Annotated in this window: 15 protein-coding genes; 1 reads left to right on the forward strand and 14 read right to left on the reverse strand. The window is 44.8% G+C overall.

Annotation, left to right across the window (positions count from 1 at the left end):
* Positions 1-14: 14 nt before the first annotated feature.
* From PW252_RS09790 to thrC, 12 genes are all read right to left on the reverse strand, one after another.
* Positions 15-1,352: a PFL family protein gene (locus PW252_RS09790; protein WP_248051434.1), complete on the reverse strand. Its 1,338-nt coding sequence runs from the start codon at positions 1,350-1,352 to the stop codon at positions 15-17.
* An 11-nt stretch (positions 1,353-1,363) separates the two neighbouring features.
* Positions 1,364-1,630, reverse strand: a complete 267-nt coding sequence (locus PW252_RS09795; RefSeq protein ID WP_248051432.1) for an ACT domain-containing protein — start codon at positions 1,628-1,630, stop codon at positions 1,364-1,366.
* A 90-nt stretch (positions 1,631-1,720) separates the two neighbouring features.
* On the reverse strand, positions 1,721-2,818 hold the full coding sequence (gene fni, locus PW252_RS09800; RefSeq protein WP_248051429.1) for a type 2 isopentenyl-diphosphate Delta-isomerase: 1,098 nt from the start codon (positions 2,816-2,818) through the stop codon (positions 1,721-1,723).
* Between the two features lie 10 nt (positions 2,819-2,828).
* Positions 2,829-3,908, reverse strand: a complete 1,080-nt coding sequence (locus PW252_RS09805; RefSeq protein ID WP_248051428.1) for a phosphomevalonate kinase — start codon at positions 3,906-3,908, stop codon at positions 2,829-2,831.
* Between the two features lies 1 nt (position 3,909).
* On the reverse strand, positions 3,910-4,935 hold the full coding sequence (gene mvaD, locus PW252_RS09810; protein WP_248051427.1) for a diphosphomevalonate decarboxylase: 1,026 nt from the start codon (positions 4,933-4,935) through the stop codon (positions 3,910-3,912).
* Positions 4,928-5,863: a mevalonate kinase gene (gene mvk, locus PW252_RS09815; RefSeq protein ID WP_248051426.1), complete on the reverse strand. Its 936-nt coding sequence runs from the start codon at positions 5,861-5,863 to the stop codon at positions 4,928-4,930. The genes mvaD and mvk overlap by 8 nt, the downstream gene beginning before the upstream one ends.
* A gap of 449 nt (positions 5,864-6,312) precedes the next feature.
* Positions 6,313-7,590, reverse strand: coding sequence for an MATE family efflux transporter (locus PW252_RS09820; RefSeq protein WP_248051424.1), 1,278 nt, complete (start codon positions 7,588-7,590; stop codon positions 6,313-6,315).
* Positions 7,587-9,023, reverse strand: a complete 1,437-nt coding sequence (locus PW252_RS09825; RefSeq protein ID WP_248051422.1) for an ABC transporter ATP-binding protein — start codon at positions 9,021-9,023, stop codon at positions 7,587-7,589. The genes PW252_RS09820 and PW252_RS09825 overlap by 4 nt, the downstream gene beginning before the upstream one ends.
* Positions 8,987-9,646: an energy-coupling factor transporter transmembrane component T gene (locus PW252_RS09830; RefSeq protein WP_248051421.1), complete on the reverse strand. Its 660-nt coding sequence runs from the start codon at positions 9,644-9,646 to the stop codon at positions 8,987-8,989. Before PW252_RS09830 ends, PW252_RS09825 begins: the two co-directional genes overlap by 37 nt.
* Positions 9,643-10,236, reverse strand: coding sequence for an MptD family putative ECF transporter S component (locus tag PW252_RS09835; protein WP_248051419.1), 594 nt, complete (start codon positions 10,234-10,236; stop codon positions 9,643-9,645). Before PW252_RS09835 ends, PW252_RS09830 begins: the two co-directional genes overlap by 4 nt.
* Entirely contained in the window at positions 10,237-10,617 is a 381-nt protein-coding gene (locus PW252_RS09840) for an ATP-binding cassette domain-containing protein (RefSeq protein ID WP_316716737.1), read from the reverse strand.
* Positions 10,618-10,744: 127 nt separating this feature from the next.
* A complete protein-coding gene (gene thrC / locus PW252_RS09845) occupies positions 10,745-12,229 on the reverse strand; it encodes a threonine synthase (RefSeq protein WP_248051417.1) in 1,485 nt (494 codons plus the stop codon).
* A 271-nt stretch (positions 12,230-12,500) separates the two neighbouring features.
* Between thrC and PW252_RS09850 the strand changes: the two genes are divergently transcribed.
* Positions 12,501-13,757 (forward strand): ISL3 family transposase, encoded by a 1,257-nt coding sequence (locus tag PW252_RS09850; protein WP_316716633.1) that lies wholly within the window; start codon positions 12,501-12,503, stop codon positions 13,755-13,757.
* A 113-nt stretch (positions 13,758-13,870) separates the two neighbouring features.
* Here PW252_RS09850 and PW252_RS09855 read toward each other — a convergent pair whose 3' ends face one another.
* Positions 13,871-21,511 (reverse strand): mucin-binding protein, encoded by a 7,641-nt coding sequence (locus tag PW252_RS09855; protein ID WP_248049492.1) that lies wholly within the window; start codon positions 21,509-21,511, stop codon positions 13,871-13,873.
* 672 nt (positions 21,512-22,183) lie between these two features.
* Positions 22,184-24,835: a bifunctional acetaldehyde-CoA/alcohol dehydrogenase gene (gene adhE, locus PW252_RS09860; RefSeq protein WP_248049490.1), complete on the reverse strand. Its 2,652-nt coding sequence runs from the start codon at positions 24,833-24,835 to the stop codon at positions 22,184-22,186.
* Between the last annotated feature and the right edge of the window lie 341 nt (positions 24,836-25,176).

The raw sequence follows: 25,176 nt of genomic DNA on the forward strand, positions 1-25,176 counted from the left end.
TCGGTCTACGTTTTTTAGTTCTTAAAGCTATGAATCGGTGCTGGAATTTGTCCACCACGGTTGATAAAGTCCACAGACGAAGCTTGATTGACCTTCATAACAGGAGCTGTTCCCAGCAGTCCACCGAATTCGATCATATCCCCTTCTTTTCCAAGTGGAATGATGCGGACCGCAGTCGTTTTCTGATTGATAACCCCAATCGCCGCTTCATCCGCAATCATAGCTGCAATGGTTTCAGCAGGCGTTGTTTCGGGAATAGCAATCATATCCAAACCTACAGAACAGATGGCCGTCATGGCTTCCAATTTTTCAAGGTTAAGAGAGCCATTTTGCACCGCCGCAATCATGCCCTCGTCCTCAGAAACAGGGATAAAGGCACCTGACAAGCCACCGACTTGGTTGCAGGCCATGACTCCACCCTTTTTCACTGCGTCATTGAGCAGAGCAAGGGCAGCAGTCGTTCCGTGCGTACCAACGGTTTCTAAGCCCATTTCCTCCAAAACCCGTGCCACTGAGTCGCCAACCGCTGGCGTTGGAGCAAGCGACAGGTCTACGATACCGAACTTGACACCCAGGCGTTCACTAGCCATATTGCCGACCAACTGACCGATACGGGTAATCTTGAAGGCGGTCTTCTTGACGGTCTCCGCCACCACATCAAAGCTCTCACCACGCACTTTTTCAAGGGCACGCTTGACCACACCAGGTCCAGACACACCGACATTGATGACCACATCCGCCTCGCCGACACCATGGAAGGCACCCGCCATGAAGGGATTGTCCTCGACCGCATTGGCAAAGACCACCAGCTTGGCCACACCCATATCAGAAGCTTCCGCCGTCTCCTTGATGATCCGCCCCATGTCCCGCACAGCCGTCATATTGATACCCGTCTTGGTCGAGCCGATATTGACTGACGAGCAGACCTTTGTCGTTTGGGCCAATGCCTGCGGTATAGAGTTGATGAGGATTTCATCCCCTTTTTGGTAGCCCTTTTGAACAAGAGCTGAAAAACCCCCGATAAAATCGATACCTATCTCATGAGCCGCCTTGTCCAAGGCATGAGCCAGGGGAAGATAATCCGTGGCATCTGTCGCCGCACCAATCAAAGCAATAGGCGTCACCGATACCCGTTTGTTGACAATGGGAATGCCTAGCTCTGCCGCAATTTCATCGCCGACTGCTACCAAGTTCTTGGCCTTGGTGACAATCTTGGTATAAACTTTCTCAGCAGCTTTCTCAATATCCGCATCAATACAGTCCAAGAGGGAAATCCCCATGGTGATAGTCCGAATATCGAAGTGCTGCTCCTCAATCATCTCAATGGTTTCTCTAACCTGTCTAATATCCATGAAACCTCTCCTTACAAGTTGTGCATGGCATCAAAAATGGCTGCACTTTGAATGTTGATTTTCACGTTCAAGGACTGACCAAAGTCATCCAATTCCGCACGAAGTTGCGTGAAATCTTTCTTTTCATCTGATGACACCACTGCCATCATGGTAAAATACTCATCCAAAACAGTTTGTGAAATATCATCAATATTCAAACCCAATTCCGCAATCTTGGTCGCAACACCCGCAACAATTCCTGACTTGTCCTTACCGACAACTGTAACAATAGCTTTCATCTGAATACCTCTTCAAAATTTTCATTTATTTTATCATAAAAAAACAGAAAAAGGTAGAAATCGTCAAGATTCTACCCGAATTGTACGTGTTTACTTTACAGATTGCGATCGACGGGCATAGGCTTTCCAATCAATCCCACGCGCCTCACACCAGTTTTGGACATTTGGAGCCAAGACCACATCTTTCTTGCGGAGTTCCGCAATATTCTTAGCACCTAGCATGGTCATGATTTCAGCCATCTGCCATTGATAGGTCTTGATAGCCTGCAAGCCGTCGTCAAAACGATGCCCCTTACCATCCTTGACATACTGGAGGAAATGGTTGGACATACCGACAAGGTCTGCACCAAGAGCTAAGGATTTGACAATATCTAGCGGTGTTTTAATGCCACCTGAAGCAATCAAACTTGGACGGACATCCTCAGAAACAGACATAGCTTCCACCAAGGAAGTCACGGTAGACTGGCCCCAACCTTCTAGATAAGTATAATCATTGAAGGTTCGACGGGCATTTTCAATTTTGGCGAAGTCTGTTCCCCCAGTACCAGACACATCTATAGTTTGCACACCGACAGAAGCCAGCTGGGCTACTGTTTCACGGCTCATGCCAAAACCAACTTCCTTGACAATGACAGGCACTTCCATCTCCCGTACCAAAGTTTCAATATTCTTCAACCACATAGTGAAATCACGATCTCCCTCAGGCATGACAATCTCCTGAGGTGCATTGACATGGATCTGAATGGCATTGGCCTCCAACAAATCCACCGCTCGCTTGGCATTCTCCACACTATGATGGGCACCTAGGTTGGCAAAGATTATCCCGTAAGGATTTTCCCGACGCATCACGGAGAAAGTTTCCGCAACAGACGGATCCTTGATTGCCGCACTGACCGAACCAGAAGCCAGGGCAATCTTGCCAAAATGCCCCATAATCCCCAATAGGCGATTGATTTCCCGCGTCTTCTTGCTTCCACCGGTCATAGCATTGATGAAGAAAGGAAAGGCAAAGTCCAAACCAGCTACACTGGTCGAAATATCCACTTCATCCACCTTGGTCTGTGGCAGGGAATGATGGACAAACAGGGTTTCTGTGAAGTCCTTGGCCGGCGTGGTACTATATTGCTGGTTGGCCAAGCCAACGTGTTGATCCTTGCGGTCTAAACCAAATTCTCCTAGATAAAACATAGGGTTCTCCTTATTCTCTACTTGTGATCTTTAGTTGGAGTGGAAGAATGCCGGCTTCTTGCCAAGCCGTCTCTATCGCTGCTTTTTGTTCCTTACTGTCAACCAGGCAAATGCCGCAGTCACCACCACCTGCACCAGATGACTTGGCCACCGCTCCATAAGTCTGAGCCAGGTCACAGAGTTGGCTCAGTTGAGGGGTTTCAATGACCAAGCCCATTCCTCTCGCAAAATCTTGTAAGAGCTTACGGTTTTGAGTAATAGCCTGTCTAGCTAATACTATGTCATTTGTCTGACAAGCTGCTATCAACTGTTCTACACAGGTCTTGGAGTCGGCTAGAAACTGGCTGTGAATTTGCTCTTTTTCTGTCTGACTTTTTTGGCTTTCCATCTGGGAAACTAGACTATCCGTTGAAGCCGCCGACCCTGTCCAGCCCACCAAGAGGTCTAGACCTTGGGGTAACTGGATAGGGCTGATAGATAAACCCTGCCAATCACTTTCCACCAAATCAAGCAGGGACAGCTCTGCCATTTTCCCTAAAAGCCAAGAACGGTCTAGGGAATGATAGGCGATCAAGCCACCGAAACTGGAGGCTGCCAAATCGCCAAAGGAACCTGTCATGCCTAGCTTGGTCTGGGTCAGAGCTGCCAACTTGTAGGTCAAAAAGGCATCCGCTTGATGACCGTAGTAGGTCAACAGGGCCTTGACTGTCGCAACCGTTACAGCACCAGAGGAACCCAGGCCATACTTGGCACCAGAAGCCTGGTCATCTAGGTCGGACTGAACAGATAGGCTATAGGTTCCATGACAAGCATAGCCCTTGGCCGTCAGATATTCCTCGGTCACCTGCATGGCGGTCTCAATCAGGGCATAGGGATGGTTACCTTGAATACGAACGGCACCTTCCTTACGCTCCCAGATCAGATAAAGATCTGCATTTTGACTGGAATGAAGACTGCCTTGGTCACTTGTTTCAATGGTGACGGTTAGGTACTGATCAACCGCCGCAATCACCGCAGGATAGCCAGCCTCAACAACTGCGTATTCCCCTGCCAGAAAGAGTTTTCCAGGTATCTTTACTTGTACTTTCATGCTACAAGCCCTTTTCAAACGCTGTTTGTGATGCCTGCCAATCCTTCTCACTGAGAACATAGGCAGCAGGTCCAGGCTTGCTGGTGATGATTTTCTCTCTTGGGAAGACCTTGGACAATTCAGCTACTAGCTCATCCATCTGACTTGCTCGGCAGAGGACCTTGACATTTGGTCCAGCGTCCATGGTCATGTAGGCTGATAAACCTCTTTCCTCACGAACCTGACGGACTGCCTCTTGGGCCACTAGGCTATCAGCTGACCAGTAGGTAAAAGGCGGATTGGCAGAGAGAGTTGTCGCATGCATCTTCATGCCATTGTGTTCTGTGATGTGACCAAGTTTTTCAAAATTACGGCTAGCAATAGCTACCTTGATGTCCGCCAAGTCTTGTTTGGCTGTATCTACCCAGGCTGAGTAAAATGGTGAAGTGGCAACTGTGTGGTCCATTCCCTCTCGACTAGCAATCTTTTTCGGTCCGGTATTGACCGCCAAGATGACCATGCCGATATCCCAATCCGCATCGTCAATGGGATGGGCCATCGAATCTTCCGAACCAGTTCCCATATCCCACTCAACAAATCCACCGAATAGGCTACGGGTACTAGAGCCAGAACCCCTGCGAGCAAGGGTTGATAGGGTAGCTGGTGACAAATCTAAATCCAAGGCAGTTGCGGTTGCAAGAGCCAGCGCTGCAAAGGCTGAGGCTGAGCTGGCTAAACCAGCCGCAGTCGGAACAAAATTTAGACTTTCCACTCGGGCAAATGCCCTTTCACCTATATATTCGCAAAACAAATCCAAAAATCGAGAAATTTTTAACATTTCTTTTTCTTTTTGTAATATTCCGTTGAGATAGAACTCATCGGCAGTCAATTCTGGGTCAAAAACAACCTTGGTATCCGTATAAAATGCATCAAGGGTCAGGGATAAACTGGAATTCATGGGTAGGAATAATTCCTTATCTCGTTTTCCCCAGTATTTAATCAAGGCAATATTGGTATGGGCACGGGCAATGCCTGTCTGTTTAGTCATTGGTTTCTCCTAAGTACTGTATCCAGGTTTGGCGGGCGCCTGCTTGGTCAAGGATGTGTGCAAGTTTTTGGGCATCCTGGGCTGTTCTTGCCAGGGCAATCATGCAACCGCCACGACCACCACCGGTTAATTTGGCTCCGAGGGCTCCATTTTCTTGGGCAAGGCTGACGAGCTTATCTAGGCTAGGATCAGACACGCCTAATTCTTGCAGGAGGGCATGAGCTTGGTTCATTCTGCTGCCTAGAAGCTCTGCCTGGTCTGTGGCTAAATCTTCCTTGGCCTGTCGGGTCAAGTTGCCCAGTTCTTCTACTAGCTTGATAGCCTCTGGCTTTTTCTCCAACAAATCCGCCACGTCTGAAATGGCCTCCAAGGTGTTTCCCGTCACGCCTGTATCAGCCACTACCAAGTGGGCATGGAGTTTCAGCTCAAAAGGTTCGATGGGCTGGTGCTTGATAAAAAAGACGGGGGACTTGCCGCTGGTGGTCGCCGCATCGATGCCCGAGGGATTGCCGTGGGCAATTTTTTCCGAAGACTGGACGATGTCCCAGAGCTCGCTGTCGGTCAGTTCTTTTTCATAATAGGCAAAGAGGGCGCGGGCAACGGCTACTGCCACCGCAGCACTAGACCCCATGCCTCGTTCGGCGGGAATGCTGGAGCTGATTTCGATGTGGATAGCAGGATCTGTCGGCGCGCCGATACGATAGAGTGAGAAACGAATGGCATGCTTGAGGCTTTCCCAGATTTTTGGCATCTTGTGAACCAAGCCTTCGTAGAAGTCACAGGCAACACTCAGAGCCTGACCCTGCGCCCTTACCTGAGCGGTAATTTCAACAGCAGAAAAAGGCATAGCAATTGCTGGCTGACCATAGACAACCGCATGCTCGCCCATCAAAATGATTTTTCCATTTGCTTTTCCTACTACTGACATATTCTTCTCCTTACACAATCACAACTATTATACCATTTTTCATAAGAATAATAGACGAAAACAGCCGACCGCAGTCGACTGTTCTCTGGAGATTATATGATACCTAGCTCTTTGTCGCTTGCGACTTAGAGATAGGGACACCTTTAGGTGAAAAGAAATTTGCTATTTCTAGCTTGAATATAGTATACAAGAGCTAGCTTAAGAAAAACTGAAAGTTTCTAGATGTTTTCTGAAAAATTCATAGCTGAAACAAGTTCTAATCAACAAACGAAAACAGCCGACCTCAGTCGACTGTTCTCTAGGAGATTATATGATACCTAGCTCTTTGTCGCTTGCGACTTAGAGATAGGGACACCTTTAGGTGAAAAGAAAATTGTTTGCTATTTCTAGCTTGAACATAGTATACAAGAACAAACTTAAGCAAAACTGAAAGTTTTCTTAGACATTCCTTAATCAATTTTAACTTTTCTTTCTCGCCTATATTGGACATACAAAAATCCTGCACGAAAAGCATTGTCTGCTATGGTTGCTATCCAAATAGCCTGTAAACCTAGATGAAATACTCCAATAAGTAGATAGGCAAGACCAATTCGGACTATCCACATACCTAGACTTGTCGCATAAAATGGTAGCTTAGCATTACCCAGACCTTGCCACAAGGCAGTTAAAACAAGAGTAGAAACCGTAAAGGGAACTCCTAACATGGAATAGAGCAAAACTGTCTGGCTGGCCTGAACAACCTGTGGTTCTTTTGAATACAAACCAATTAAAAGTGGACCAGATAAATAGGTTGTAATAGCTACCAGTAACATAAATAGGAGAGAGAGGAAAAAACTCCTTTTAAATATATCCTCAACCTCCGCCTGCTCCTGTCTATGCTTGGCTACCAAGATAATAGTTGCCGTGGCAATTCCCATAGCCGGCATATAGTTAAACTGAGTGAGTGTTTCTCCAATGGCATTACCAGCTACAACTGTTGTACCTAAACCAGTAATCAAAGCGACAACAACCACATCTCCAGCCCGCATCATCAGACGCTCCCCAGTCGTTGGCAAGGCAAGTCGGATGAGTTCTATGTCCCAAGACCAGGTCCATTTTTCAAAAGGGATAGACAGCTTTGCCCAAAGCAGGAAGCAACCTATTAGTCGTGACAAGACCGTTCCAAGAGCAACTCCAGCCACGCCAGCATGAAGCACGAAAACAGCAAAAGCCGAAAAGAGAGCGTTGAGGAGATTGGAAAGCAGACTGATATACATAGGAAAACGAGGTTGTCCTAAAGCCCTTAACATAGCTCCTAAACTCATCATCAGACCGAGAAAGAGAATGCCTCCACCAACCAAGATGAGATAAAGACCACCTGCCTTGGCAACAGCAGCTTCAGCTCCCAAACCTATCAGCAAGGACGGACCTGCCAAAACTGCAACAGTCCCTAAAACCAAGCTGACAAATAGGGTCACTTTAAGACCTTCACTAGCAAGATAGCTCACCTTCTCAGTCTTCCCCTGCCCCAGCATTTGAGCCAAGCGTGCAGAAATAGCTGCCGCTAGAGCAATAAATATAGCCTGATAGACCGCCAAGATATTGTTGGCCAAAGACACTCCAGACAGGGCAACAAGCCCAAGACTAGCTACCAGATAGGAATCCACCATCCCCATCAGCAGTTGAAGAATGTTTTCTGCCATGGCAGGCAGGGCAATCCTTAGTATTTCTTTCCTCTGTTTGTTCATGCTCCCCATCTCAATCGCTTGATATCTACTATTTTATCACAAACCAGCTCCAAGAGTTCTTCGTCATGGGAAATCAATAGCACTAATTTATTTTTCTTTTTTAAATCAAGAAGTGCCCTGCCTACTTCTTGCATCTGTCGCAAATCCAAACCGCTGGTTGGCTCATCAAAGACAAGAATCTCCTTGTCCGCCAATAAGCTTGCCACCATCATCAAGCGTTGCTGCTCACCACCTGACAAGCTGACTGGATGTCTGTCTAGCAGGTGGTCCAAGCGAAAGCGATGGAGTAAGGCTTCATCTAAGTTTTTCCCTTTTTGCCCCAGGGTCAGTTCCCTAGCAACTGTTTCAGAAAAGAGTTGCAGTCGGACCTCCTGCATGACAAAGGCTGTTTTTTCAAGACGTTGGCGACTGGACAGGGACTGACCATGCCAAGAAATCCTAGCCTTCTTATCATCTGCCAGACCAACCAAAAAATGAGCCAAACTCGTCTTACCAGAGCCATTGGGTCCAACCAGACCAACCACCTGACCTGGTGCCAAACAGAGTTTTTCAATCTGATAAAGAAGGGTCCCAGACTGGCTGACAGACAAATTTTCAACAAGCAAGCCTTGCTCATCACTGACAAACTGACTGGCTCGCTCTGCTATTGCCCGCCCAAAAGGTTCCGAATCGTAGCAACGCAGCCCCATGTCCTGACGACAGGAATCTGTTCGATTTAAAAATTCTTCTGCCAGATAGTCCGTCACCAAGTGCCCATCCTGAAAATACAAATACCGGTCAGCTAAGTGACTGAGATAGGACAGGCGGTGTTCCGCGATGATAATGGTTTTCCCCTGTCTTTTCAAGGTTTGCAAAATGTGTTGAACCCTTGAAATCCCCTGCTGGTCCAAATGAGCCGTCGGTTCATCCAAGACCAGCACATCTGAGCCCTGCATGGTTGCAACAGCCAAAGCCAAGACCTGTTGCTGACCACCTGATAGGCTGGAAATCCGTCGTTCATACAAGGGCTCTAAAGCAAACAAGTCATTGACCCAAGCCAAACGCTGCGTGATTTCTTCTCTGGACAGACCTTGGTTTTCACAGGGAAACACCAATTCCTGCAGGACCTGACTATGAAAGAATTGAGTAGAGGGATGTTGAAAGACTGAAGCAACCTGACGGGATAGTTCCTCTAAACTTGTCCCTCTAAACTCCTGATCACCTAGATAAACCTGACCAGATAGTTGGGCTGGATAATACTCGGGAACTAGACCATTCAAGACCTTGAGAAAACTAGATTTTCCAGAGCCACTCTGACCACAGAGTACGACACACTGACCAGCTGGTATGGTCAATTCTGAAATAGACAGGGCAGGCTTGTCTGCACCTGGATAGGTCAATTCCAAATCCTTTACCGTCACAGCTGGACCAGGATGAGAAAACTGAAACAACATAAGCAAATACTCCAATCTAGCATGGTCCAGGACGACTGAATATACTCAGCTGGTTTTACAGATACAGCCAATCCCTTTGTTAAGCTGGCCACTGTCAACTCCTGAGCTGTTCGCAAGAGGGACATCATCAGGGGCACCAAGAAACATTCCAGGTACTGAACCGGTCTACAAACAAGATCTCTTTTTCGCAGAAACATCCCCCTCACCTGTAAAGAGGCACCAATGGTCCGTGCATCCTCTTTGATGGCTGGTAGAAAGCGAAACATCACCCCCAAGGTCAAGAGAAAGATCTCTGGTAAGCGCCATTTGCGCAGACCATGAATCAGTTCGTATCCACTCGTCGTCATTAACAAGAAATGCCCTGCTAACAGCGGGGGCCATGTATAAGTTAGAACGACTAAGAAATGCGTCAGCCAGGCTGGCAAAAATGAAAGATAGGACAAGCCGCCAAACATGGCATAGGCTAGCAGGCCGATGAGCGCCATCTTTGGCTTGCCAGAAAACCAGAAAAGCAGGCTAAATCCACAGACCAGCACTGCATTTTCTAGGATAGTCAGGCGCAAACCATAGGTAAAGCTGGCAAAAACAACTAACATGATTTTTGTACGCGCATCTAGTTTCATGAAAGAAATCCCGATTGGTTAAAATAACGCTTGACCATATATTGACCAAATAGACCACTCACAAGAGCCGTTAGAATAATAGTGGTTGACAACCAGAACACATTTCCTGGTGTAAAGTCCAGCATAACGCGGGACACATACTCAGCCGACTTCCCACGTGCCAATAAACTAGCTTCATAGGCATCCCGCATGAGCCACATGAGAATAATAGGACCTAAATTTCCAAAGGAAAATACAATGTAACTAAGAAGGTTGGTCCATTTTTGTTTATAGTGACCTGACTTCGCTACCATTTCTGCCAACAAGCCAAAGGTCAAACTTGGGAGAAAGGCTGCCGTCATATAGCCTGATAGGAAAAAGAAACAGGCCATGACCGCACCGACCAGGCTAATAGAACCTTGCTTACCAACCTTGGCGATCAAGAGCATATAAACCGGGCCCGCTAAAAGAGCTACTCCAGCAGGAGCATACATCATATTACCTGACCGGTCAAATACCAGGCTCAGCAGAGTTCCCAGACCAACACAAACAAAGTAGAGAGCCGCAAATGCCCCTGTTACCATCAAATCCTTTACTTGTAATTTTTTCATTTATCTTTCCTTTACTAATTGTTCAGCTTCCAAGCGGAAGATGGTAGCCGCACAGGCCATGGTCGAGCTTCTATGGGAAATCAAGAAGACCATGCCCTGACAGTGTGCCTTGACCAGCTGGATAAAGCGAGCTTCGTTGAGCGAATCCAGGTTACTGGTCGGCTCATCAAAGATATAGCAATCCGCATTTTTGAGCAGGGCCCGCATGAGTTCCAGGCGTTGTCCTTCTCCTGCTGAAAAGTCACTGGCTTCCACAATCGTATCCAAGCCCTGCGGTGCTGCCAAATAGACCAGCTTCATCTTGGGCTTGATGCGTTCTTTGAGCCGCTTCAAGAGGGCTTTTTTCTTCTCACGGGAAACCATCTCTTGTTCCTGTTCCATCGCCCACCTCACTCTTAAGTAATTATATATAGTATATCATTTTTTGAATTGTCTGTAAATTTTAATTTGTATTGAAAAAAGAAAACAAACTGCCTGTTTCAAGCAATTTGTCATAAGTCATTTTTTATCACACACCCAAATAACGTTCTACTTCAGCCTGCATATCTGCAGCTGCAACAACGGTATTGTGGCGGACTGGTGCTGTTTCCAAGCCGTCCACAGCTGGTGGCAGGGCTACACCTGAAATCTCATGCAGTTTAGCAAGGGCTTCAAAGTCGGTCAAGCCTGATTGACCTGTCACCGCTTCAACCGCAACTACTGGGAACTTGTAAGGACTTGCTGTAGAAGCAATCACTGTCGGAGTTTGGTCCCCTGTTTGCTCCACATACTGTTTATAGACAGCTGAGGCAACAGCCGTATGTGGATCTTCAATGTAGGCTGACTCGTCATAGACACGCTTGATTTCCGCAGCGGTTTCTTCTTCCGTCGCAAAGGCGGCAGCAAAGAGTGATAAGATATCCGCGTCAGCCCCTTGAATATCATACTGACCAGCTGTGTTTAAGGCTTCCATCAGCTCCGCTGTTTTTGCAGCGTCATTGCCAAAGAGATGGAAAATCAACCGCTCCAAGTTTGAGGACACCAAGATGTCCATGGATGGACTGGTTGTCACGCGGAAGGTGCGGTTCTTGTCGTAAACGCCAGTTGAGAAGAAGTCGGTCAAGACATTGTTGTCGTTGGAAGCACAGATGAGCTTGCCAACTGGCAGACCGATCTGCTTAGCGTAGTAAGCTGCCAAGATGTTACCGAAGTTGCCTGTCGGAACAGTGAAGTTGACCTTGTCGCCCGCCGCAATCTCGCCAGTCTTAACCAGCTGAGCGTAGGCATAGACATAATAAACAATCTGTGGCACCAAGCGGCCGATGTTCATGGAGTTGGCTGATGAAAACTGGAGTTTCTTAGCCGCCAACTTGGCACGAAGGGCCTCATCGTTGAACATGTGTTTGACATTTGTCTGGGCGTCGTCAAAGTTACCATCAATAGCCACCACGTGCGTATTATCCCCTGTCTGCGTGGTCATCTGCAATTCCTGAACCTTAGACACACCGTCGCGTGGATAAAAGACGATGATTTGCGTGCCAGGGACATCCGCAAAGCCAGCCATAGCCGCCTTGCCTGTATCGCCTGAAGTCGCTGTCAAGATGACAATCTCATTTTCCAAACCATGCTTTTTCGCCGCAGTTGTCATCAAGTAAGGCAGGATAGACAGTGCCATATCCTTAAAGGCAATGGTTGAGCCTCGGAAGAGTTCCAAGTTGTACTGACCTTTTAGCTTAACCACTGGGGCAATAACTGGCGTGTCAAACTTGCTGTCATAGGCATTGTTGATACAGTAGTCCAGTTCGTCTGCCGTAAAATCATCCAAGAAAGCTGACAAAATCAGTTTAGCAACTTCCTGATAAGAAGCGTCTTTGAGAACAGAAAAGTCCAAGTCAACCGTTGGAATGGAAATCGGTGTAAACAAACCACCATCAGTCGCCAAGCCCTGCAAAATGGCTTGACTAGCTGATACAGTATTTTTAGCATCGCGTGTTGATTGATAAACTAGTGTCATGGTATCCCTCGTAAAAAATCTATTTTTTCTATTCTACCATAAATTGACAGAAAATTGGGAAGATATGCGTCTTCCCTTTCTTTTCTGCACTCAAAAGCACCTCCTTTAGAGAGGTGCTATCTAACAGAACTATCTATTCTGAAAAACGGGCTCTATAATATCTGTAGTGGGTAAATCCTCTATGGATATTATGGAGTCTTTTTGATTGTAGAAAAAAAGTCCCATATGGCCTATAATGAAAAGCAACCAAACTCACATTAGAAAGACTCATATGGAACAACTAAATCTTATCACAAATCTTCTCAGAATTAAAGACAAAAATATCACTATCTCTAATGAATATGATATGGGAACTCACTTAGAACTTCATGGTCATTTGGATTATACAGCCCCTAAATGTCCCTCCTGCAAGGGACAAATGGCAAAATACGACTTCCAAAAACCCTCCAAAATTCCCTACCTAGAAACTGCTGGTTATCCCTTGCTTATCCGACTTAGAAAGCGTCGCTTCAAGTGTAAAGATTGCAGAAAAATAGCGGTCGCTGAAACTCCTCTTGTCAAGAAGAACCACCAAATCTCCGTCGCTGTTAACCAGAAGATTGCTCAATTACTCATCGAAAATCAAGCAATGACACATATTGCACACAGGCTATCTATCTCAACCTCATCAGTTATGAGAAAGCTTAATGAGTTCAAGTTTGAAACAGATTGGAATACCTTACCTGAGGTGATGAGCTGGGATGAGTATGCCTTCAAAAAGGGGAAAATGAGCTTTATCGCTCAAGATTTCAACTCCCTAAATGTCATAACTATTCTAGACGGAAGAACACAAGCAACCATCCGAAACCACTTTCTACGCTATCCTAGAAAGGTTAGAAATCAAGTCAAAGTCATTACCATGGATATGTTTAGTCCTTACTACAAATTGGCTAGACAGCTATTTCCAAACACCAAGATTGTTCTGGACCGCTTTCACATTGTGCAGCACCTTAGCCGTGCTATGAACCGCGTTCGTATTCTAATTATGAATCAATTCGACAGAAAATCGCAGGAATACCGGTCCTTGAAACGCTACTGGAAATTGATACAACAAGATAGCCGTAAACTCAGCGATAAACGATTTTATCGCCCTATGTTTCGCATGCACTTGACTAACAAGGAAATCCTAGAAAAACTACTGTCTTTTTCAGAGGAACTACGACAGCACTATGAACTCTATCAGCTTCTCTTGTTCCATTTCCAAGAGAAAAACTCAGATCATTTCTTTGACCTTATCGAACAGGAAATAGCCAATGTTAATCCTATTTTCCAGACGGTATTTAAGACATTTCTAAAGGATAAAGAAAAGGTTTTAAACGCCATGGAATTGCCTTATTCGAACGCCAAACTGGAAGCTACCAACAATCTCATCAAAGTCATTAAAAGAAATGCCTTTGGTTTCAGGAACTTTGAAAATTTTAAAAAACGTATTTTGATTGCTTTGAACATAAAGAAAGAGAGAACGAACTTCGTCCTCTCTAGGTGTTAGCTTTTCATCTACCCACTACAGTTGACAAAGAGCCTCTTTTCTGCACTCAAAAGCACCTCCTTTAGAGAGGTGCTATCTAACAGAACTATCTATTCTGAAAAACGAATCTTAGCCTATTCTTCCATAGAACGACGTTTTCCTGCTAAAGCAAGAGTAGCAACTAGCATACTCAGACCAAGAGCCGGCAAGGCTACTGTATTCGCTTCACCAGTGTTTGGCAATTGAGCCGCACCAGCTTTAGTAGTTGTTGGTGTATGTGGCGTTGCCAACTCCGAACCTTTAGGAGATTCTGGTACTACTGGCTGGGCTGGTTCCACTGGAACAACCGGTGGAACTGGTTGCTCTGGTTCTGCTGGAACAACCGGTGGAACTGGTTGCTCTGGTTCTGCTGGAACAACTGGTGGAACTGGTTGCTCTGGTTCTACTGGAACAACCGGTGGAACTGGCTGGGCTGGTTCTGCTGGGACAGTCGGAACATACGGAATACGCATATCCTCATTCGGTGTCTTAGGTGTTGGTGGAACATAGCCCTTAGACGGATCCGCTGGATCTACTGGGGTCAATGGAGTAACACCATCTGGACCTACTGGGATATAACCTGGAACATACGGAACCACTGTATCTGGACTTGGTGGTAATGGTGTGTCTGGATTATTTGGGTCAAACGGATATGGAATACGTGGACGCTCATTATCTGGAACACCTGGAAGTTCTGGAATCCAGTTGGCTACTTTTTGGTAAACATAAGTAACCGTTGAAGACCCCTCAGAGACTTGACCTTTTTCTGTGCCGATTGTCTTAGATGGAACCAAGACATAACGGCTGCCGTCCTTGGTCACGATTTCAGTAGGCTTATCACCCTCATCCGTCGTATCATATGGCGTACCTACAACCACATTGTCCTCGTCTGTCACAGAATCCTTGATGACATTGCCATCTGTATCCCTGTACTGGATGGTCACACTGCCCTTCTTAACTGGAATATACGGAATGCGCATATCCTCATTCGGTATCTTAGGTGTTGGTGGAACATAGCCCTTAGACGGATCCGCTGGATCTACCGGGGTCAATGGAGTAACACCATCTGGACCTACTGGGATATAACCTGGAACATACGGAACCACTGTATCTGGACTTGGTGGTAATGGTGTGTCTGGATTATTTGGGTCAAACGGATATGGAATACGTGGACGCTCATTATCTGGAACACCTGGAAGTTCTGGAATCCAGTTGGCCACTTTTTGGTAAACATAAGTAACAGTCGTACCATTCTTAGCTACCTTACCTTTTTCAGCCCCTTCTGTCTTAGATGGAACCAAGACATACCGGCTACCATCCTTGGTCACGATTTCAGTAGGCTTATCACCCTCATCCGTTGTATCATATGGCATACCTACAACCACATTGTCCTCATCTGTCACAGGATCCTTGATGACATTGCCATCTGTATCCTTGTACTGGATGGTCACGCTACCCTTGTCTTGGACATAAGGAATAAGGGTGTCCTTACCAGGGTTTGTGACAGTCGGTGGAATATAGCCCTTGGTCAGGTCTGTTTCATCCACTGGAGTTAATGGGGTATTGGTTGCTGGATCTACTGGCGTATAACCGTCAACGAACGGAACAACTGGCTTGTCGGTTATTGGATTGGTTGGAATACCAGTAATTGGGGCCGTTGGTTTTTCTGGATCAAATGGATAGCTTGTCTTCGGTAGCTGGTCAGTTGGAACACCTGGGATTTGTGGAATCCAGTTGGCTACTTTTTGGTACACATAGATAACTTCTGTTGTACCATCTGTTACTTCACCCGTTTCAGAACCAACAGTCTTATATGGAACTAGGACGTAACGGTTGCCTTCAGCATCGATAATCTCAGTCTTCTTCTGATCTGTCGTATCGTAGGCAGTACCAACTTTTACATTGTTTTCATCTACAACAGGTGCAATCAATTCCTTACCATCAGTATCTTGATACTTAACAACTACTGAACCAGCCTTCACATAAGGGATTGGAGTATTTTCACCTGGATTATCCACTGTTGGTGGCACATAACCCTTAGATGGATCCTCTGGATCTACTGGTGTCAATGGAGTTACCCCGTCTGGACCAACTGGCACATAACCTGGAACATATGGAATCACTGTATCAGGAGTAGGCGTCACCGGTACATCTGGATTGTTTGGATCAAATGGATATGGTACTACTGGGTATTCATTTGCTGGAACACCTGGAATTTGTGGAATCCAGTTGGCTACTTTTTGGTACACATAGATAACTTCTGTTGTACCATCTGTTACTTCACCAGTCTCTGAACCAACTGTCTTAGATGGAACTAGGACATAGCGGTTGCCTTCAGCATCGATAATTTCAGATTTCTTCTGATCAGTCGTATCGTAGGCAGTACCAACTTTTACATTGTTTTCATCTACAACAGGTGCAATCAATTCCTTACCGTCAGTATCTTGATACTTAACAACTACTGAACCAGCCTTCACATAAGGAATATATGTATTATCGCCTGGTGTGCTTGGTGTTGGTGGTACATAACCCTTAGACGGATCTTCTGGATCAACCGGTGTCAATGGCGTCGTACCATCAGGACCTACTGGAACATATCCTGGAACGTATGGAATCACAGTGCCCGGTGTTGTTGGATCAATTGGCTTATCCGGATTGGTTGGATCAAACGGATAAGGGAATACTGGACGTTCATTTTCAGGTATACCTGGAATAACTGGGATCCAGTTCGCTACTTTAGTATAGACATACGTAACTGTTGTCACACCTTCAACAACCTTGCCAGTTTCTGCAGAACCAGCTTTCACTTCCTTGAAGTAGTACGTGAAGCCGTTTGCCTTAATGACATCTTCTTTTTGATCCGTTGTATCGTAGCTAGTACCAACTTCAGCATTGTCGGTATCCGTCACGACGGACTTAATTGGGCTTCCAGCTTCATCCACAAACGCGACAAGTACAGAACCTTTCTCCACTTTCACATATGGAATATAGGTATTGTCACCTGGAGTGCTTGGTGTTGGTGGTTCATATCCCTTAGTTGGGTCATTTGGATCAACCGGTGTCAATGGCGTCTTACCATCTGGACCTACTGGTACATATCCTGGTACATAAGGAATTACTGTGTCTGGTGTTGGTGTGAGTGGTTGATCTGGGTTCTCTGGATCAAATGGATAAGGGAACACTGGACGCTCGTTTTCAGGAAGACCTGGAATAACTGGAATCCAGTTGGCTACTTTTTGGTAGACATAAGTAACAGTTGTTCCATCTTTAACAACTGTACCTGTTTCAGCACCTTCCGTCAAGCTTGGAACAAGTACATATTTGGTACCATCCGCATTCGGGATAACAGTTGGTTTGTCACCTTCGTTAGTCGTGTCATATGCAGTACCAACAGCAACGTTATCTTCGTCGATGACAGGTGCCTTAATGACATTACCATCTGTGTCCTTGTACTGAATGGTAACTGAACCTTTATCTTTAACATAAACAACTTTCTCAACGATATCAGCACTATCTGCTACTACTGGTACTTCGCTATTAGTTGAAGCAGGTAGAACCGCAACACCGTCTTTGGTAGCAGTTGATACTTGGTGATCTGCTACTGTTGGCAATGGATTTCCAGCAAGGACATTATCGCCGTTATCCGCAGTCCAATCGCTATAAGTAATCTCACCGGTTACCAAGTTAACTTGGGCTGTGCGGCTAAATGTTACCTTTTCAGTGAAGGTAGCTGCCACTTCATTACCTGCTTCATCCACATAAGTGATAGTTCTAGTTACTTCTTCAGTAAGGGTCAGATTATCTACACCCGCAGGCCATACTGGTGAATTTGGATCGTTTGGATCAACTGGCTGACCTGGAACAACATCTTTTGGAATATCAACGACACGTTCTTTTACAACGATTTCATATGATTGAGATGGTTGGTCAGCTGTATCTTTCACATTATCGAAAGTCTTCGCTGAATCTAGGAAGGTATCTGTTATCTTAGTCTCAACGTCGTAGCCTTTGCGTTTCAACTCCAGAAGTTTTTCTTCAACAGTGGTCGTCGCTACTGGTTCTGTATGCTTACCTGTCTCATTCACAGTTGCATACTCTGTTTTGTTCCCGCCGTTGGCATCTACTGTAGAGATAGTTATCTTAGCAGTTTGAGTATCTTGTACGTAAACAACTTTTTCAACAATATCCGCGCTGTCTGCAGCAACCTGAGCATAGACAGTTGTTGACGCAGGTGTTACATCTGCACCGTCCTTAGTGGCGGTTGTAGCTGTATAACCTGGCACTTCTGGCAAGACATTTCCATCAAGAACACTGTCCGCATTGTCTGCTGTCCAAGCACCATACGTAATGTCACCTGTTACCAAGTTGACTTGAGCCGTACGGGTGAAGGTTACCTTATCCGTGAAGGTGGTTGCTACCTCTTCGCCCGCTTCATTCACATAAGTGATAGTTCTAGTTACTTCTTCAGTAAGGGTCAGATTATCTACACCCGCAGGCCATACTGGTGAGTTTGGATCTGTTGGATCAACTGGCTGACCTGGAACAACATCTTTTGGAATATCAACGATACGTGGTTTTACAACGATTTCATAAGATTGAGATGGTTGATCTGCCGCATCTTTCACATTATCGAACGTCTTCGCTGAATCTAGGAAGGTATCCGTTACTTTGACTTCTACATCATATCCCAAGGCTTTCAACTCAAGAAGAACATCCTCTGTGGTTTTTGTAGCGATTGGCTCAGTTGCTTTACCAGTTTCTGTGACTGCAGCAAATTCAGTTTTGTTCCCGCCGTTGGCATCTACTGTAGAGATAGTTATCTTAGCAGTTTGAGTATCTTGTACGTAAACAACTTTTTCAACAATATCCGCGCTGTCAGCAGCAACCTGAGCATAGACAGTTGTTGACGCAGGTGTTACATCTGCACCGTCTTTAGTGGCAGTTGTAGCTGTATAACCTGGCACTTCTGGCAAGACATTTCCATCAAGAACATTGTCCGCTTTATCTGCTGTCCAAGCACCATACGTAATGTCACCTGTTACCAAGTTGACTTGAGCCGTACGGGTGAAGGTCACCTTATCCGTGAAGGTAGTTGCCACTTCATTACCTGCTTCATCCACATAAGTGATGGTCCTAGTTACTTCTTCTGTCAAGCTCAAGTTGCCAACTGAGTCTGGCCATACTGGTGAGTTTGGATCTGTTGGATCTACTGGCTGACCTGGAACAACATCTTTTGGAATATCAACGATACGTTCTTTTAAGACGACATAGAATTTTTGAGATGGATCAGTCGCATCATCGTTCGTAAAGTCAAATGTCGCATCCTGACCTGACTGCGGACCACCGTCCGATACAAGCTCATAACCAGCTAGCTTGTAGGCATTGATACGATTAGTAGTTGAGTAATTGATTGTATCGCCAGGATTGCCAGTTACTGAATCAATATTATCCAATTGAGTTCCATCTTCAGTTTGATAGATGATTTGAGCGATTTGTGGGATTGGAGTATACCAGTGAGTCGTTTCTGTCAACGAATAAACTGGCGTATTGTTCATTGCAAAACCAATGTTGGTTCCTAAGAAGGTATCAGGTTGCCCATCATTATTAATATCCTTCGTACCATCTAATCTAGTACTATATTGTAATTGAATTCGAGAAGGATTCTTAGGACTTCCCAGTCTAACACGTGTAAAACCTAATTCTCCAAGCGCAGGATTTTCATTAATGACAATATGGAACCAGTGACTAGTAGTTGATAGACTTGAAAAATCTAATTGAGCTGGATCTGTAACCAGTGTTCCATTAGGTGGAATGATATCATTATTAGTCTGCCCTGGTTGACTTGCGTCAACAATGTAAACCTTATAACCTTTATCCAAGAGATCCGAGTTCATAACCATAGCCGTGTTAGACTCACCAGGTGCCAATTGTGAACTTGTCAAAATATGAATAAAACCTGTTGTGTCAGCTGAGAAATAATCCAACGTCCCTTCAACAGAAGTTCCAGCAACATAAAAGTCTCTTACAATGGTACCATTAGTATCTACCGGTGAAACAACCGTTTTATGGCCTACACCAAGCATATTGGCACGCGCATAGTCAACATATGGGACAGTAGCTGAAAGTCCCAATGTAGTTGTCTCAGTTGTTGTTGAATCATAAGCATAACCTAAAAACTCTCTTTGTCCTGAAGGTGTGGTTGTAGCACCTGGAACAGTGCCAATTTCATAGGTTGCAAGGTTTATACTATCAGGATTTGGAAGAGTTTTATAATACGTAGTAGCAGTAACCGGCTGCGGAATAAATCTAGAAACTTCCATCGTGTTTTCATCAAAAGTAAAGAAGGTCGTTCCATAAATTGAGGTACTGCCCGCATCAGGACGATAACTTACTTCAAGAGGGAGATTTACACCTGAAGTGGCTTGGAAAGTTGTAAATGAAGCAGTTTCACCTTGAGTAATAAATTTTGATTCAAGAACAGAGCCAGTTTTATCCACAAGTTCAATAAGCAAAGGACTCGATGGAGCACCAGTTAGCACAGAAGTTCTAAAATATGCTCCTCCGGTTGATTGTCCATTTAAGTCTCTGTATTTCTGCCAACCCATGATAGCATCATAGTAAGACAGCGGAGTAAAATCAACGGTCGTATAGCCTACTTCAGTAGTTCCAACATATGTCCCCTCAACTGGAGCCGTCACAGCTGCACCATTAGGATCTGCCATATCTGGCGTTGCAGTTGTACTTGTGTTGATGAGCGTACCGCTTCCTTCTCCAATACCCAGAGTGCTTGTAGTAGTGGTAGTTAACATTGCTGTCAAGACCCCATCTTCATCGCGTTTCCGCAATTCCAAAGCAAGAGCTTCAACGTTTGTACGAACTGCATCGATCTGAGCATTTACTTGTTCAAGTGTTGCTACTGAATCTTTCAAGACCGTAGTAGCTTCTGTCGTAGCCAATTTCGTTGCGTCTGCAGCTGTTTTCAAAGACTCATTGCCTTCTGGTGCTGCAGTATAAAGTCGGTTAGCTTCGTCTGACAAAACAACAGCTTCTGAGATATTTTGCTCAAGGACAACTTTCCCTTCTTCAACTGTTACAGGAGTTGTTGCAACTGGTGTTGCTGTAGTCGTTGCTGGAGTAGCTGTAGTAGATGTCGTTGCTGGTGTTGAAGCAGGTGTTGCAACTGCTTTCTTAACAAGCTTAACTGTTACGAGGTTTTCACCAGCTTCAGTCACTTCTTGAGAAACTGTCGCTGCTTGACCTGTAGCCAACTCATAGCCTTCTGGTAGTTCTGCTACTACTTCAACTGTTGTTTTAGCAGTTGCGTCTGTTGTAGTAACTGTAGCTGATTTCACTACTGCGTTTACAAGTGTACCGTCTTCTAGCACATAGTTCACGATGTAGTTGATGGTTGCTGTACGTTCCACCACCTCTTGGGTTTCCTCTGTTACTGTTTCCACAGGAGTTAATGTATCTCCCTCGGTTGAAACCTCAACAGGAACCGAACCCTCCAGAAACTCTGCACCAGTTTCGAAAAGTCCTTCACCCTCATCTTTTGGTTGCGCTTCCAAAATTAGCTGTGGTAAAGTATCTGGCTCCACTGTGTTGGCCAAAGCTTTCGCTCCACCTGCCAAGGCTAGAGAAACCCCTAATAGGACACTAGCGGCACCAAAATGATACTTGCGGATAGAGAATCGCTGCTTAGCAGCGTACCAATTATATGATTTCCTCTGTTTCATTAAAGAAAATCCCCCCTTTTCTAAATGTCGCAGTTATCTATTCTCTAATTAGATAACTAAGAATAATCAACACCAAATTTTAACATATCAACATTTATATATCAAGAAATTATACAAGCTAAAACTATAAGTTTTTCTAATACCTTTTTGCAACACCTGCTTTCATTTAATATCATGAAAAAGCCAATAAAACCAACGTTTTTTGAAGATAAGAGCTTGAAAACTTACAGAAAGTCGCCCATTATCCTTCCTTATTTGTAAAGGGTCAACAGACTAGAAATACCCCCTTTTTTGCTATCAATTGAGGATTACATGGGAATAGGTAAAGATTATGGCCTATCCTATTAAGTAAAAACAGAAAAACCAGTCTATCCGAAAATAGACTGGCATATAGGAAGGTTTGGAGGCATTTTACCTGTGCATGGTCCCTGGCCAACAGACCAAGTCACGATTTACTATACAAGCCTAAACTTGTTACCGAACTATTTCTAGTCCTAAGTCTTTCTAGGCAGATTGACTAAACCACCCAAACCATCAAAGAATGATTTGTATTGGTAAAAACCAACACTATCATATTTGAAATCAGTTTTTCCTAAGAGAGTCTAGGCGGCGAAGGCGACGGTTGAACTCAAGTTCACCTAGCCAAGCCAACGCAGAGGCTCGACGGAAAAATTATTTCAAACGGCCTGGACGTTCTTTGTAACCGTAGTACGCATCCTCAATAATTTCTTGCATATGATCAACCATTGCTAGACGAGGGTTAGCTGGTGTACATTGGTCTTCGTAGGCAAGGAGAGCCAATTCACGAGAATATTCTTTTAGTTCTTTCTCGTCCACACCTTGCGCTTTCAAGTTCATTTGGATACCGATACGCTCACCGAGGTCATAAACAGCTTGTGCGTATGAAGCAACACCTTCCTCTGGTGTTGAAGCTGGAAGTCCTAGCATTTTCGCGATGTCTTGGTATTTCTCATCTGCTTTGTAGTAGTTGTATTTCGGCCATGTAGCTGTCTTAGCTGGACGAGTACCGTTGTAGCGGATAACGTATGGAAGCAAGATAGCGTTTGTACGACCGTGAACTGTGTGGAAACGTCCACCAATCTTGTGGGCCATTGAGTGTGAAATACCCAAGAAGGCGTTGGCGAAGGCCATACCTGCAATAGTCGAAGCATTATGCATTTTCTCACGTGAGTGGAAGTCAGCATTCTTCACTGAGCTTTCAAGGTTTTCAAAGACAAGTTTAATAGCTTGAAGCGCAAGACCGTCTGTGAAGTCGTTGGCTACTGTTGATACATATGCTTCTGTAGCGTGGGTCAATACGTCCATACCAGTATCAGCAGTAACATGGGCAGGTACTGTCAATACAAGCGCTGGGTCAACAATTGCCACAGTTGGAGTCAATGAGTAGTCAGCAATTGGGTACTTGCGGTTGTTTGCCTTATCAGAGATTACAGCAAATGGTGTTACTTCTGAACCTGTACCAGATGTTGTTGGAATCGCGATAAACTTAGATTTCTTACCAAGTTCTGGGAACTTGAAGGCACGTTTACGGATGTCCATGAATTTTTGAACAAGGTCATGGAAGTCAACTGTTGGTTGCTCGTAGAAGAGCCACATAACTTTGGCAGCATCCATTGGTGAACCACCACCGAGTGCGATGATTGTATCTGGTTTGAAGGTACGCATCAATTCTGTACCCTTGTAAACTGTTGTGATATCTGGATCTGGTTCAACGTCTGAGAAGATTTGGTAAACCACTTTATTACGACGAAGATCCAATTGTTCAATAATACGATCCAAGAAACCAAGTTCTACCATGGCATGGTCCGTAACGATCATCACACGTTCAACGTCACGACATTTTTGGAGGTATTGGATAGAATCACGTTCGAAGTATGTTTTAGAAGGAACTTTAAACCATTGCATATTATTTCTACGTCTTCCTACTTTCTTGATGTTGAGCAAGTTCATCGCACTTACGTTATCACTGATTGAGTTACGTCCATAAGAACCACAACCAAGTGTCAATGATGGCAAGAAGGCATTGTAAACATCACCGATACCACCGAAAGTAGATGGAGAGTTCCAAATAACACGAATCGCACGTACGATTGTACCAAATTCTTTGGCCAACTCAGCATCTTCTGTATGGATAGCTGCTGAGTGACCTAGACCGTGGAATTCAACCATTTGGCGAGCTGCTTCCAGACCTTCTTCACGGCCTTCAACTTTCAATACTGCAATAACTGGTGACAATTTCTCACGAGTCAATGGCTCTTTTTCACCGATTTCAGCAACTTCAGCTGCCAAGATATTGGTACCTTCTGGAACTGAGAAACCAGCTTGTTCAGCAATCCATGCAGCTGGACGACCTACGATGTCCGCATTCAATTTGCCTTCTGCACAGTTCTTGCTGTTGGCTTTTACACCGAAGCAGTACTCTTCAAGTAGGGCTTTTTCTTTCTTATTAACAAAGTAAGTTTTGTAGGATTTGAATTCAGCTACAAACTCGTCATACACTTCCTTATCAATGATCACTGCTTGCTCTGACGCGCAGACCATACCATTATCAAATGACTTAGACATGACGATATCATGAGCAGCTTGACGGATGTTTGCAGATTTTTCAATGTAGGCTGGAACGTTACCGGCACCTACACCAAGAGCTGGTTTACCACAAGAGTAGGCCGCACGCACCATTGCGTTACCACCAGTTGCAAGGATCGTTGCAATACCATCATGCTTCATCAATTCAGACGTTGCTTCCATAGATGGTTTTGTTACCCACTGGATACAGTTTTCTGGAGCACCAGCTGCCACAGCTGCTTCATAGACAACACGCGCTGCATGGGCTGAAGATTCTTGGGCAGATGGGTGGAAGGCAAAGACGATTGGGTTACGCGTTTTCAAGGCAATCAATGACTTGAAAATAGCTGTTGACGTTGGGTTGGTAGTTGGGGTGATACCACAGATAACACCAACTGGCTCAGCAATCAAGGTCAAGCCCGTTACTTCATCTTCTTCAATAACACCAACTGTTTTTGTATGGCGCATATTGTTGACAACGTGCTCGCAGGCAAACAAGTTTTTAGTCGCCTTATCTTCGAATACACCACGTTTGGTTTCTTCAAAAGCGTGCATTGCCAATTCACCGTGCTTGTCGAGAGCAGCTACCGAAGCCTTAGCTACAATGTAGTCTACCTCTTCCTGACCAAGTTTGCGGAACTCATCAAGAGCAACCAAACCTTTTTGAACAAGCTCATCAACGTGCTTGCGAGCTTCTGCTAATTTTTCTTCTGGTGATACAACTTTTTTATCAGCCATTGTGTTCCTCCAAATATACTCGTTAACTATTTGTTAACTTTTTCACAATGTTATTCTACTATTTTTTATTTTATTTGTAAAGAGAAATTGTTAATTTTTTCACATTTTTTCTGTTTTGTTTTTGAAAGCGCTTTCTTTTTGTTTATCTGGAGTACATTTCAGAAAACTTTCTGAAATGTATCTGTTAACAGCTTCAAAAATAAACCTAAGATATAAAAATCTAACAACTAACCCCCTTGGTTTCTATTTTAACAGGAAAACGCTTACAAGTAAATGACTTTTTATGAAAAAATTTCAGTAATTATCTGATTGTTTTCAAAAGCAGATACATAGCCCTCTTT

Origin of the sequence: Streptococcus sp. 29887 (assembly GCF_032595075.1) — a bacterium.
Lineage (GTDB): Bacteria > Bacillota > Bacilli > Lactobacillales > Streptococcaceae > Streptococcus > Streptococcus iners.

Excerpts from the sequence above, each read along its gene's own strand:
- fni (WP_248051429.1), bottom strand. The coding sequence starts at position 2,818 with ATGTTTTATCTAGGAGAATTTGGTTTAGACCGCAAGGATCAACACGTT.
- adhE (WP_248049490.1), bottom strand. The coding sequence starts at position 24,835 with ATGGCTGATAAAAAAGTTGTATCACCAGAAGAAAAATTAGCAGAAGCT.
- PW252_RS09790 (WP_248051434.1), bottom strand. The coding sequence starts at position 1,352 with ATGGATATTAGACAGGTTAGAGAAACCATTGAGATGATTGAGGAGCAG.
- PW252_RS09835 (WP_248051419.1), bottom strand. The coding sequence starts at position 10,236 with ATGAAAAAATTACAAGTAAAGGATTTGATGGTAACAGGGGCATTTGCG.
- mvk (WP_248051426.1), bottom strand. The coding sequence starts at position 5,863 with ATGTCAGTAGTAGGAAAAGCAAATGGAAAAATCATTTTGATGGGCGAG.
- PW252_RS09825 (WP_248051422.1), bottom strand. The coding sequence starts at position 9,023 with ATGTTGTTTCAGTTTTCTCATCCTGGTCCAGCTGTGACGGTAAAGGAT.
- PW252_RS09795 (WP_248051432.1), bottom strand. The coding sequence starts at position 1,630 with ATGAAAGCTATTGTTACAGTTGTCGGTAAGGACAAGTCAGGAATTGTT.
- PW252_RS09820 (WP_248051424.1), bottom strand. The coding sequence starts at position 7,590 with ATGAACAAACAGAGGAAAGAAATACTAAGGATTGCCCTGCCTGCCATG.
- PW252_RS09850 (WP_316716633.1), top strand. The coding sequence starts at position 12,501 with ATGGAACAACTAAATCTTATCACAAATCTTCTCAGAATTAAAGACAAA.
- mvaD (WP_248051427.1), bottom strand. The coding sequence starts at position 4,935 with ATGACTAAACAGACAGGCATTGCCCGTGCCCATACCAATATTGCCTTG.
- thrC (WP_248051417.1), bottom strand. The coding sequence starts at position 12,229 with ATGACACTAGTTTATCAATCAACACGCGATGCTAAAAATACTGTATCA.
- PW252_RS09855 (WP_248049492.1), bottom strand. The coding sequence starts at position 21,511 with ATGAAACAGAGGAAATCATATAATTGGTACGCTGCTAAGCAGCGATTC.
- PW252_RS09830 (WP_248051421.1), bottom strand. The coding sequence starts at position 9,646 with ATGAAACTAGATGCGCGTACAAAAATCATGTTAGTTGTTTTTGCCAGC.
- PW252_RS09840 (WP_316716737.1), bottom strand. The coding sequence starts at position 10,617 with ATGGAACAGGAACAAGAGATGGTTTCCCGTGAGAAGAAAAAAGCCCTC.
- PW252_RS09805 (WP_248051428.1), bottom strand. The coding sequence starts at position 3,908 with ATGAAAGTACAAGTAAAGATACCTGGAAAACTCTTTCTGGCAGGGGAA.